An 11,234-nucleotide genomic window follows, 5' to 3' on the forward strand; every position below is an offset into this window, starting at 1 on the left:
GAGGCGAGGCACCGTCTGGCGCCGGCAGACCCTGGACGAACTTCCAGCGGCGCCCACTAGTCCTCCATGCTCCCCTCCAGTTCCTCCATGACCACCCGCAGCACCAGGTCCGCGGGATAGCCACGACGATCGAGTAACGCGGCCAGACGCCGGGCCCGCACCGGTACGGGCAGGTCGTCCATCGCTGCCAGCCGGCGTCGTACCAGACTCCGCGCGGTGGCCTCCTCGTCGATGCCGTCCACGGCCTGCAGCGCCACCGACGAGATCTCCGGATCCACTCCTCGGCGCCGCAGCTCGTGAGCAAGACCACGCCGACCGAGGCCACGGTTCACCTGGGCAGAGGAAACCAGCATGGCAGCGAACGCCCTGTCGTCCACCAGACCCACCTCGGCCAGGCGGTTCAGCACAACCTCGGCCACTTCTCGATCAATCCTATGACGATCAAGTACGGCGGCCAGTTCCGCGCGGCTTCGCGGACGGGTTTCAAGCTGGCGCAGGCATATCTCCCGCGCCCTGCCCATCGAGTCCGCACCTTCTCCTCGATCACGATCCACAGCCGTCACCACCGACCATGATCTCCTGTCGCCCGAAGATCGACAAAAAGATCAACTCAGAGATCGGCTGACGGCTGATCCGCGTCGATCGACGGCACCAGGCCGAGCGTTTCCTTGATTCGCTTCTCGACCTCATTCGCGATGTCGGGATTATCACGCATGAAAGAACGAGCGTTTTCCTTGCCCTGCCCCAGCTGATCACCATCGTAGGTGTACCAAGCCCCTGACTTGCGGATGATGCCGTGTTCAACCCCCATGTCAATGAGGGAGCCCTCGCGGCTTATACCACCGCCATAGACAATGTCGAACTCAGCCGTCCGAAACGGCGGCGCCATCTTGTTCTTCACAACTTTTACGCGGGTTCGGTTACCCACAGCATCCGTACCGTCCTTCAGGGTCTCGATGCGACGGACATCCAGTCGCACGGACGCATAGAATTTCAGCGCCTTTCCACCCGTAGTCGTCTCGGGCGAACCAAACATGACACCAACCTTCTCGCGGAGCTGGTTGATGAAAACGGCGGTGGTGCCCGAATGCGAAAGAGCACCGGTGAGCTTGCGCAGCGCCTGAGACATCAGCCTGGCCTGAAGGCCGACATGGCTGTCGCCCATCTCACCTTCGATCTCGGCCCTGGGCACGAGAGCGGCCACCGAGTCGATGACGATGATATCGATCGCGCCGGACCGGATGAGCATGTCCGCGATCTCCAGTGCCTGCTCACCGGTATCGGGCTGGGAGACCAGCAGCGCGTCGGTGTTGACCCCGAGCTTGGTCGCGTAGTCGGGGTCGAGCGCGTGCTCGGCGTCGATGAAGGCTGCGATCCCGCCGGCGGCCTGGGCGTTCGCGACCGCATGCAGAGCGACGGTCGTCTTACCGGACGATTCCGGACCGTAGATCTCCACTATGCGTCCTCGTGGCAGCCCGCCGATGCCGAGCGCCACATCCAGCGCGATGGAACCGGTTGGGATGACCTGGATCGGTGGACGGGTTTCGTCACCGAGCCGCATAACCGAGCCCTTGCCGAACTGCTTGTCGATCTGTGCGAGAGCGTTCTCCAACGCCTTCTCACGGTCGAGTCCTGCCATGGGAGTCACTCCAGGCTGAGGTCGTCGAGTCTTGGCCACGTTGGTGACGGTAGGGGGCAGGTCCGACAGTTTCGAGCGCCGGGCCAGATCTGTGGACAACCGAACGGCCGCGGATGACGCGATCATGGCCTTCTCCCGCCGTCAGCGGCCCTGGCGGACCTGGACGCTTGCCATCCAGGATAGCCGAACATTCGTTCGACACCATGGTCAACACGCCGTGCATCCGGTCAACGGTCGTGCGCGGGTAACTCGAACTCGTCGCACACAGCCCGCCAGACATCCTTGACATCATCACCACGGGCGAGGGCATCGTGCACCGTCACCCCGCCGAGTCTGGCGACCACATGGTCGCGGGCAACCGACTCGGCATACCCGGTACCGAACTGTTTGTTCATCCGCGCCCAGAACTCGGTCAGTCGCACGCCTCTCAGTGTGTCGGACCGGCGAGGCAGACTCCGAACACGGCCGCCCCGATCCCGGCTCACGCCGTCCCCAGGACCCGCCCAGAGCTGGTTCACCGCCGCATATGAGTCAGCGCTTGAGATCGCGCATACCCTCAGCGAAGGCACGCAGCGTGGCGGTCTGGCGGTCAAGACTGTCGAGCTGCCCCGGCGTCAGCTGTGTCGACACCGTCGAGGCGAGCAGGTCGCTGGCGGCGGCCAACATGTTGTCCAACGCCCGCACCCCGGCGTTCATCGAGCCCACCAGCTCCGAGACCGTCGATATGATCTCGGCCCGACGATCGACGTCCGTGACCACCCGGGCCGCCGATTCGCACGCAAGAACTCGCTGTGCCCGATTCCGGAGGGTGTCCACCACCGCCGCGGCTGATGCCATCGCCGTGCGGACCGCCTCGGCCGCGGGTCCCGGCGGCGACGCCCGCATGATCGCCGTAAGAGCGGCCATGGCCGCCTCACCACGTTGCATCGGCTCCGCCGCGGCCGATCCAGACAGTCGTGCGCGTGACAGCAGCGGCAGAGCCGGCGGTGGCGACGATGCGGCGAGCTGCGCCTGTCGCCAGGCAAGGCCAGCCCGGGCCAACGCGCCGGCTCCCACCACCAGCCACCCCCAGCTGCCCTCCAGCACCGCCATCGTCGGCGCGGCGATGGCCACCCCGGCCCACAGCCGGGTGGACCGCGTTGCCCGCCGCCGGCGTCGGTCATAAGCGCGAACGAGCCGTTGCTCACCGCGTATCAGGCGCTGGCGTTCGATGTCGGCGCGGAGCCGGTCCGGCAGATAGCTCACGAGCATCCCGTCAGGGCTCCAGTTGGTCCGGCGAAGGCCGGTCCGGCGGCAGTTGGTCCGGCGGCCGTCGGTCCGGAAGCTGGTCCGGCGAGCCCTTGTCGGCGGACAGCTCCGTGCGGATCTCGGTCAGGCGCTTGGACGCCTTCGCGTCCAGCGCCGCCCTGCGGATCTCCAGCATCCGGGCCTCCACGCCCTGGGAGGCAAGCTCGTGACGTCCCAGCGATACCGCGTAGCGCTGCTCGACCTTGTCGCGGACCTGCGCCAGCGTCGGGGTGTCACCTGGCGGAGTCAGCTGGGACATTCCGTCGAGGGCCTTGCTCAGCTGCTCCTGCATGGCGGCATGCTCGATCTGGGTCAGCAGGCGCGCGCGCTCGGCAAGCTGTCCCTGCAACCGCATGGTGTTGTCCTCAACGGCGCGGCGGGCCTGCTCGGCCGAATAGGAAGCCTGCTGGTGGAGGCCTTTGAGCTCCGCCAGGGAACCTTCCGCGGCTACCAGCTGGCTGGCAAAGGCCTGGGCTGTCTGCTCGTAACGATCAGCGGCGACCGCGTCACCACTCGCGTTGGCCTTGTCCGCGAGCATAACGGCCTGACGCGCGGAGTCGGCCAGGTTCTCCACCTCATCGATCTGACGTGCCATCCGCATCTCCAGCTGCCGCTGGTTGCCCACCACCGCGGCGGCCTGGCCTACGAGCGCCTGGTGCTGCCGCTGGGCCTCGGTGATCGCCTGATCGATCTGTACCCGCGGATCGGCCTTCTCGTCCAGCTTCCGGTTCGCCGAAGCCGACAGGTAGCGGTAGAACTTGCGGACGACGTTCGCCATGCACCAATCGTCCCACGCCAACGCTGCGCAGCGAAGCCAAGGCGTGTCTGATCGATCTTCGACCACGCAGATGGATGCCCACCTCGAACAAGATCCATCAGACAGGCCCTAGGCGGCGCGCTCCACCACTGCGGTGGATGTACCGCCGCGTGCGGGCATACCCGTCATCGGCGGCATACCCGCCATCGGGACACCAACCCGCGCCGGCCCACCAACGGCGAACTCGGCGAGCTCCAGGTCGTCGCTTACCTCACGGAGCAGGTCGGCGAGACGGACACCGAGCGCGGCACAGATCGCGGCGAGCAGTTCCGAACTCGCCTCCTTCTGCCCGCGCTCGATCTCGGACAGGTATCCGAGCGAGACTCTCGCGGCAGAGGACACCTCACGGAGGGTCCGATGTTGATCTTGACGGCGGCGGCGCAACGCCTCGCCGAGCATGCGTCGGAGCAGGACCATCGTGCCTCCTCCTTCGTCCTCAGGCTGGGCCTTACCGTATACCTGTCGTCCACCGGGATGGCCGGCCGTTGATACGAATGTAACTATGTAAGCAATCCGCGTCCACGATTCATCCCGGCTGGCATGGGTGAACTGCCAGGGTACGCCGAAGAGCGTCCAATGCCTGGACGACCGCGTAAGCACGGTTCCGTGGACGGTCCCCGGGCAGCTGAACGGACCTGGTCAGCGCGCCGGACGGCCCCACCATACCGATGTGCAGCGTCCCGACCGGTTTGCCCTCCAGCTCGGTGGGGCCGGCCACACCGGTCACGGCGAGCCCGTGGGTTGCCCCGAGGAGGTCCCGGACGCCCGCGGCCATCGCCTCGGCCGCCTGCGTCGACACCGCGCCGCTGGTGGCCAGGAGCTCGGCGTCGACGCCGAGCAGCGACGCCTTGGCGTCGGTTGCGTAGGTGACCACGCCTCCCCGGAACACCGCGCTCGCGCCCGGGACGTCCGTGAGCCGCCCCGCAAGCAGACCGCCTGTCAACGACTCGGCAACCGCGAGCGTCTCCCCCCGGTCCGCGAGCAGGCGCAGGACGGTCCCCTCCAACGAGTCGTCGTCGACGCCGTAGAGCGCGATGCCGAGAGCGATCCGCGCCGCCTCCTCGACGGGTTCAATAATCTTGTAGGCTGCGGCCCTGTCGCCGGCACGGGCACTGATCCGGATTCGGGTCTGGCCGTTGCTGGCGAGAAAAGCGATCGTGGGGTTGCCGATCGGGGCGAGCCGGTCGATCTCCCCGGCGAGGGCCTGGGCAACAACCGACTCCCAGACGCCGGCTGTCCGCAGCACCCGATGTACCACAACCGCGGGTTCCCCGGCCCGGCGAAGCAGGTCCGGCAGGACCGACTCGGTGAACATCGGGTACATCTCGTGCGGAACGCCGGGCATCGCGTAGACCACACCATCCATGATCTTCATACGAATGCCGGGCGCCGTGCCCACCTCGTTGGGTAACGGCTCCGCGCCCTCGGGCACGTCCGCCTGCCGGTAGTTCATCTCCGGCGCCTGGCTGCCGGCGGCGGGGCCCTCCCGGGCAAGCGCCCGGAAGCGCCGGCGCAGCATCGCCTCCAGAAAGGCGTCCCGACGCAGGCCCACCCCGGCCGCTCGGGCGATTCCCTCCCGGGTCAGATCGTCCTGAGTCGGCCCCAGCCCACCGGTCAGGATGACGGCGTCCGCACGGCCAAGACCCTCGGTGATCCTGGTCGCGATCATCTCGACATCGTCACCCACCACTGTGGACATCCTCAGCAGCGCGCCCACATCGGCGAGCTGCCGCCCCAGCCAGGCCGCGTTGCCGTTGACAATGTCCCCAAAGAGCAGTTCGTCCCCCACGGCCAGCAGTTCAACCCGCATCGCTGTCCTCCAGTACCTCGTCGGTGAGCCGCGCCGGCCGCCGCCGCAAGGCCAGTGCCCGGCCCACATAGTCCAGACCCGTGACGACCGCGACAAGCACGCCGAGAGCCAGCATGACCGCCCGGACCGAAGCACCCGCGCCTGCCAGCGGCAGCACATAAAGACCGATCGCGCAGTTAAGCAACAGGGTCTTCAGTTTGCCACCGCGGCTGGCCGCTATCACACCACGCCTGATCACCCACAGCCGCAGCAGCGTCACGCCGATCTCCCGGACCGCGACCACGGCGGTCACCAGCCACGGCAGCTCGCCCAGCAGCGAGAGGGACACCAGCGCGGCACCGGTGAGCGCCTTGTCCGCGATCGGGTCAAGGATGATCCCGAAATCGGTGACAATGCTCCGGCTTCGGGCGACGTACCCGTCGACCTGGTCGGTGACCGCCGCGATCGCGTACGCGGCAAAGGCGGCCACCCGCCAGCCGGCGACGTGACCACCAGCGGCGAACATCAACAGCACGAAGACCGGAACGAGCGCAAGCCGCACGACGGTCAACGCGTTGGCCAGGTTCATCCGGCTGACAGCGGCACCCGGCTCAGGTGCGCTCACCCTGACACGGCATCAACGACGTCGACGAAATCAGTGATCAGATCAACGCCCTCCGTCGCCACCACCTTGGCACTCACCAGATCCCCCACTCGAAGGTCCCGGAGCGGCCCGGCCGGCAGCGCGACAGTGCATGCTCCGTCGACCTCGGGCTGCTGGTGAGCGGCCCGCCCGTGGGCCACTCCATCGGCGACCTCTTCTACCAGAATGTCGACGACCGAGGAGATCCGCCGCTCGGCCCGGTCGGCGGTCAGCTGCTCCACCAGGTCGGTGACGCGTTGCTGACGCCGGCGCACGGTAGCTGGGGCGACCTTGTCAGGCAGGTTGGCCGCCTCGGTTCCGTCCTCGTCGGAATAGCCGAAGACCCCGACCGCGTCGAGGTCCGCGTCGACGAGGAAACGCTCGAGGATCGTCACGTCCGCCCGGGTCTCGCCCGGGAAACCGAGGATCACGTTCGAACGCGCCCCGAGTTCCGGGGCGAATGCGCGGGCCCGCGCCAACAGGTCGCTGAAGGCGTCCGCACCGCCGAAGCGGCGCATCCGCCGCAGCACCGAGGGGCTCGCGTGCTGAAACGACAGATCGAGATAGGGAGCGACCCCCGGTGTCGTCAGCATCGTCTCCAGCAGCGACGGACGTATCTCCGCCGGCTGAAGATAGACAGCGCGGACCCGCACGACGCCGTCGATCGCGGCCAGTTGGGGAAGCAGCTTCTCCAACGCCCGCAGATCCCCCAGATCCTTCCCGTAGGACGTCGAGTTCTCACTGACCAGGACGAGTTCCCGCACACCCTGACCGGCCAGCCACTCGGCCTCGGCCAGCACCTCCTGCGGGAGACGGGAGACATGCGAGCCACGAAACGCCGGGATCGCGCAGAACGCACAGCGCCGATCACATCCGCTGGAGATCTTCAACGGAGCGACCGGGCCACCGGCCAGCCGGTGCCGCGGAACCGCTGAGGCCGATCCCGGCGCCGGCGATCGACGATCGGCCTGCCGCCGGTCCACCGGAGTGATCGGGAGCAGGGTCCGCCGGTCCCGCGGGATGTGTGCGCTCGGCGTCTCACCAAGCAGCACCGCGTCCAAGTGCGCGCCCAGCGCCGGATAGGCATCGAATCCCAGGACGGCGTCCGCCTCCGGAAGGCTCTTGGCCAGCTCCCGGCCGTAGCGCTCGGCCAGACAGCCCACGGCGACCACCGCACGCGGGCCGTCGGCGCTATCACGCAGGTCGGCGGCGGCGAGCACGGTGTCGATCGAATCCTTTTTGGCAGCCTCGACAAAACCACAGGTGTTGACAACCACCGCATCGGCTCCGGCCGGATCGTCGACCACGCTCCAGCCATCGGCGCCGAGCCGCGCCGCAAGTTCCTCGGAGTCCACATCGTTACGGGAACATCCCAAAGTGATCAGAGCGACGCGACGGGCGGGGCGATCGGGCACGATGTCAGGCTACCGGGACATCGGATTACCAACAGTGCAGTCTCCCGAAGCGCCGATGCCAAGACGGACGGTGACAACCTGGCCGGGGCCCCCGCTGGGCCCCAGATTCCGGCCGTTGCATGACACGTCGACCGCTCCCGCGTTGCCCATTTTGATCTCCATGGAACGGGCTGCCGTGACCGTCCGGCTGTCACCGGGTTGCAGGATCTGTTGCAGCAGCACCCGCGCGCTCTCGTCTCGCACCTCCAGCCAGCTCGGATCACCGCGCACCGCCACGAGAACGCTCACCCCGGCCGCGGGAGCCGTCGGCGGCCGGGTGGAAACGGCCGGTTGGGCCGGCATGGTCCCAGCCGGCAACGATGGTGTGACAGTGGTGGTTGCCGCGCCCGGAACGACATCGGTGGAACGTCCGGACCCGCTCGGAGCCAGCAGAATGGCCAAACCGACCAGCAGACAAACCGAGAGCAGCGAGATAACCGTCGCCGGCCCTCGGCGGAAGCCCTGGCGGCCAGGCCCGCCCTTGGTGGTCAGTGGATCGAACCCCCGAGGCGGAAGCACCGGCCCCTCGGGCGGCCGGCCGTGGGTCTGATCATATTCGGCGATCAATGGTTCCGGATCAAGCATCAGTATGCGGGCAATGCTCCGAATATGACCGCGCGCATACACCGGACCACCACATCCGGTGAAGTCCTCGTTCTCCATTTGCTGGATCAGCGTCACGCGGATACGGGTCCCGGCGCTGACCTCGGCAACGGACATGCCCCGTTCGCCACGCGCCGCGGCAAGCGCCGCGCCCACGCCAGCACCGGACCGCATGGCCAACCTCCGCACCGGTCAGATCGGCAGTAGAGCCGAGTCTACGGTCGACAGCCGACAGCCGACAGCCGATCCAGAACGCTCAGCGCGACCGGCAGCAGGGGACGCGGCGTCGCGGGGCCGGGGCACGCACCCCAGCCCCACTCCTTGGTCCACACCTCCTGTTACCGGGCGCTCGTACTATCCATTACGCAACGTTGTCAGCAAACCCTCGAGTTCGTCGGGCACAACCAACACATCCCGAGCCTTCGAGCCCTCGCTGGGCCCGACGATTCCGCGGCTCTCCATGAGGTCCATCAACCGGCCCGCCTTGGCGAAGCCCACCCGCAGCTTGCGCTGGAGCATCGACGTCGACCCGAACTGGGTGGACACCACCAGCTCGACAGCCTGAAGGAACAGCTGAAGGTCGTCGCCGATGTCCTCGTCGACCTCCTTCTTGGACTCAGCACCGCCGGCAAACACGTCCGCGCGAAACGCCGGGGCCGCCTGTTCCTTGGTATGAGCGACGATTGCCGCTATCTCCTCCTCGGAAACAAACGCGCCCTGGATGCGAGCCGGTTTGCCAGCACCCATCGGCAGGAACAGCGCGTCACCAAGTCCAACCAGCTTCTCGGCACCGGCCTGATCGAGGATGACCCGGCTGTCCGCCAGCGACGAGGTTGCGAACGCCAACCGCGACGGCACGTTCGCCTTGATCAGCCCAGTCACCACGTCCACCGACGGGCGCTGCGTCGCCAGCACCAGGTGGATCCCGACCGCCCGCGCCATCGCCGTGATCCGGCAGATCGCGTCCTCCACATCCCGTGGGGCCACCATCATGAGGTCGGCGAGCTCATCGACGATCGTCAGGATGTACGGATACGGGACGTACACTCGCTCCGAGCCCGGCGGCGCCACGATCTCCCCAGACCTGACCTTGCGGTTGAAGTCGTCGACGTGCCGAACCCCGCAGGACGCGAGATCCTCGTACCGGTTCTCCATCTCCTTGACAACCCAGGCGAGCGCGTCCGCGGCCTTCTTCGGGCTCGTGATGATCGGCGTAATCAGATGCGGGATCCCCTGGTAGCTGGTCAGTTCGACCCGTTTCGGGTCGACCAGCACCAACCGCACCTGATCGGGAGTGGCCCGCGCCAGCACACTTGTGATCAGCGTGTTGATACAGGTCGACTTGCCGGCACCGGTCGCGCCCGCGATGAGGATGTGGGGCATCTTCGCCAGGTTCGCGACGACATACCCGCCCTCGATGTCCTTGCCGAGGCCCACCAACAGCGGATGCGGGTTGCCGGTCGCCTCGTCGCTGCGCAGGACGTCACCGAGTGAGACCAGTTCCCTGTCCGTGTTGGGAATCTCGATGCCGACCGCGCTCTTGCCCGGGATCGGGCTGATGATCCGGACATCCGGGCTCTTCACGGCGTACGCGATGTTCTTGGTCAGCTGGATGATCCGCTCCACCTTCACCGCGGCGCCGAGCTCCACCTCGTAACGGGTCACGGTCGGCCCCCGGGTGAAGCCCGTCACCCGGGCGTCCACCCGGAACTGGGAAAACACATCCGTCAGCGACGCGATCACAGTGTCCGTCGCGGCCGATCGCACCTTCGGCGGTGTTCCCTGTTGCAGCAGGGCCGGCGATGGCAGCGTGTAGTTACCTTCTGTAGTGGCATCCGCCGTGGGCGCCACGAAGTGCTTCACCGCGGCGGGGTCGGGCAGCGGAGCCGGCACCGATCCGCTGTCCCGCACCTTCGGTGCCCTGCGTGTGGTGCCCGTCGCGGGCACCGGATCGTCAGGCACCGCATGGGCTGTCGGCGCGTCGATGTCGAAGACGTCCGGGTCGGGCGCTTCTCGGGCGCGGCGCCCGCGGTTCGTCCGGCGTCCCGCCTCGGCTGGGGCCTCCCCAGCCGAGGCGACCCCCAGCAGATCGTCCACAAGCTGCCGTCCCGCGACAGGCGCCGCCCGGCCCCCGCCCGAGCGGTCATCGCGTTCGGCATCCGCGGGCGCATCGTCGATGAGGAGGGTGTCCCACAGCTCCCGCAGCCGGTCAGGGACCGCACGGATCGGCGTCTTTGTGATCACAAGAACGCCGAACAGGCTGAGCAGAAGCAGCAGCGGAGCCGCCAGGTAGGCGGTCACCGCACCAGCCAGTGGAGAGCTGGCGAGGAACCCCGCGAGCCCGCCCGCCCGTCCCATGGCGTTGTCAGCGGCGGCGAAGTCCGGAACTCCGCGCGCCAGGTGCACGATTCCCAACGCGCCCAGTGCGAGCGCGGCCCAACCGATCAGCACTCGGCCTCGGCTGTCCGGATCGCTGGGACTGCGGACAAGCCGCCAGGTCGCGCCCAGGCCGAACAACGGCAGCGGCACCGCGCCCACACCAACCAGAAAGTGCAGCACCGCGGAGATGGCCCGGCCGACCGGCCCGGCCGCGTGAAACCAGACCGCCGCCGCCGTGAGGACAGTGGCACCAAGCGTGGCAAGCGCCGCGCCATCCCGCTGTTGGGCTTTGTCGATACGCAGGTCGCGGGCACCACGGCCGCTCCTGCGCACCAGGCTGCCCAGAAACGCGGCCGCGGTGAGCCAGAGACGCGCCGTCAACCTGATCGCTTTTTGGACGATCAGCAGTGTGAAGGGCCTCCCAGGCGTGCGTGGCGGCGCCTTCGCGGGAGCTTTCTTTTTTCCGCTCGGCTTTCCGTTCGGCTTTCCGTTCGACCGGGATTTCGCTGGCGGACGCCGGGCGGGCGCGGCGCGGGGGACCGCTGTCCTGCTCTGGGCACGCGCGCGCGTGCCACCTGCCCGCGTGGCCACCCGACGACGGTACCGGTCTGTGGGCATGACAT

At 67.7% G+C, this 11,234-nt stretch carries 11 protein-coding genes; all 11 read right to left on the reverse strand.

Annotated features, from left to right (window positions below; genetic code table 11):
* Window positions 1–56 precede the first annotated feature (56 nt).
* The gene (locus MJ785_RS02840) at window positions 57–554 is read right to left on the reverse strand and encodes a regulatory protein RecX (RefSeq protein WP_370652854.1); all 498 of its coding nucleotides are present in this window, start codon (window positions 552–554) and stop codon (window positions 57–59) included.
* Between the two features lie 56 nt (window positions 555–610).
* Window positions 611–1,639, reverse strand: coding sequence for a recombinase RecA (recA, locus tag MJ785_RS02845; protein WP_239309923.1), 1,029 nt, complete (start codon window positions 1,637–1,639; stop codon window positions 611–613).
* 227 nt (window positions 1,640–1,866) lie between these two features.
* Window positions 1,867–2,061 carry a DUF3046 domain-containing protein gene (locus MJ785_RS02850; RefSeq protein WP_239309924.1) on the reverse strand — a complete coding sequence of 65 codons (195 nt, stop codon included), beginning with the start codon at window positions 2,059–2,061 and terminating at the stop codon, window positions 1,867–1,869.
* A 109-nt stretch (window positions 2,062–2,170) separates the two neighbouring features.
* On the reverse strand, window positions 2,171–2,884 hold the full coding sequence (locus MJ785_RS02855) for a hypothetical protein (protein WP_239347608.1): 714 nt from the start codon (window positions 2,882–2,884) through the stop codon (window positions 2,171–2,173).
* Window positions 2,885–2,894: 10 nt separating this feature from the next.
* Window positions 2,895–3,704, reverse strand: a complete 810-nt coding sequence (locus tag MJ785_RS02860) for a PspA/IM30 family protein (protein WP_239309926.1) — start codon at window positions 3,702–3,704, stop codon at window positions 2,895–2,897.
* 108 nt (window positions 3,705–3,812) lie between these two features.
* The gene (locus tag MJ785_RS02865) at window positions 3,813–4,160 is read right to left on the reverse strand and encodes a helix-turn-helix domain-containing protein (RefSeq protein WP_239309927.1); all 348 of its coding nucleotides are present in this window, start codon (window positions 4,158–4,160) and stop codon (window positions 3,813–3,815) included.
* A 109-nt stretch (window positions 4,161–4,269) separates the two neighbouring features.
* A complete protein-coding gene (locus MJ785_RS02870; protein WP_239309928.1) occupies window positions 4,270–5,553 on the reverse strand; it encodes a competence/damage-inducible protein A in 1,284 nt (427 codons plus the stop codon).
* On the reverse strand, window positions 5,543–6,157 hold the full coding sequence (locus MJ785_RS02875; RefSeq protein ID WP_370651570.1) for a CDP-alcohol phosphatidyltransferase family protein: 615 nt from the start codon (window positions 6,155–6,157) through the stop codon (window positions 5,543–5,545). The genes MJ785_RS02870 and MJ785_RS02875 overlap by 11 nt, the downstream gene beginning before the upstream one ends.
* Window positions 6,154–7,590 (reverse strand): MiaB/RimO family radical SAM methylthiotransferase, encoded by a 1,437-nt coding sequence (locus MJ785_RS02880; RefSeq protein ID WP_239309929.1) that lies wholly within the window; start codon window positions 7,588–7,590, stop codon window positions 6,154–6,156. Before MJ785_RS02880 ends, MJ785_RS02875 begins: the two co-directional genes overlap by 4 nt.
* Before the next feature lie 9 nt (window positions 7,591–7,599).
* The gene (locus MJ785_RS02885) at window positions 7,600–8,406 is read right to left on the reverse strand and encodes a helix-turn-helix domain-containing protein (protein WP_239309930.1); all 807 of its coding nucleotides are present in this window, start codon (window positions 8,404–8,406) and stop codon (window positions 7,600–7,602) included.
* A 180-nt stretch (window positions 8,407–8,586) separates the two neighbouring features.
* Window positions 8,587–11,229, reverse strand: a complete 2,643-nt coding sequence (locus MJ785_RS02890) for a DNA translocase FtsK (protein WP_239309931.1) — start codon at window positions 11,227–11,229, stop codon at window positions 8,587–8,589.
* Window positions 11,230–11,234: the final 5 nt, after the last annotated feature.

It is taken from the genome of Protofrankia sp. CiT1, from assembly GCF_917627335.1.
Taxonomy (GTDB): domain Bacteria; phylum Actinomycetota; class Actinomycetes; order Frankiales; family Frankiaceae; genus Protofrankia.

Excerpts from the sequence above, each read along its gene's own strand:
- MJ785_RS02870 (WP_239309928.1), bottom strand. The coding sequence starts at position 5,553 with ATGCGGGTTGAACTGCTGGCCGTGGGGGACGAACTGCTCTTTGGGGAC.
- recA (WP_239309923.1), bottom strand. The coding sequence starts at position 1,639 with ATGGCAGGACTCGACCGTGAGAAGGCGTTGGAGAACGCTCTCGCACAG.
- MJ785_RS02890 (WP_239309931.1), bottom strand. The coding sequence starts at position 11,229 with ATGCCCACAGACCGGTACCGTCGTCGGGTGGCCACGCGGGCAGGTGGC.
- MJ785_RS02885 (WP_239309930.1), bottom strand. The coding sequence starts at position 8,406 with ATGCGGTCCGGTGCTGGCGTGGGCGCGGCGCTTGCCGCGGCGCGTGGC.
- MJ785_RS02860 (WP_239309926.1), bottom strand. The coding sequence starts at position 3,704 with ATGGCGAACGTCGTCCGCAAGTTCTACCGCTACCTGTCGGCTTCGGCG.
- MJ785_RS02865 (WP_239309927.1), bottom strand. The coding sequence starts at position 4,160 with ATGGTCCTGCTCCGACGCATGCTCGGCGAGGCGTTGCGCCGCCGCCGT.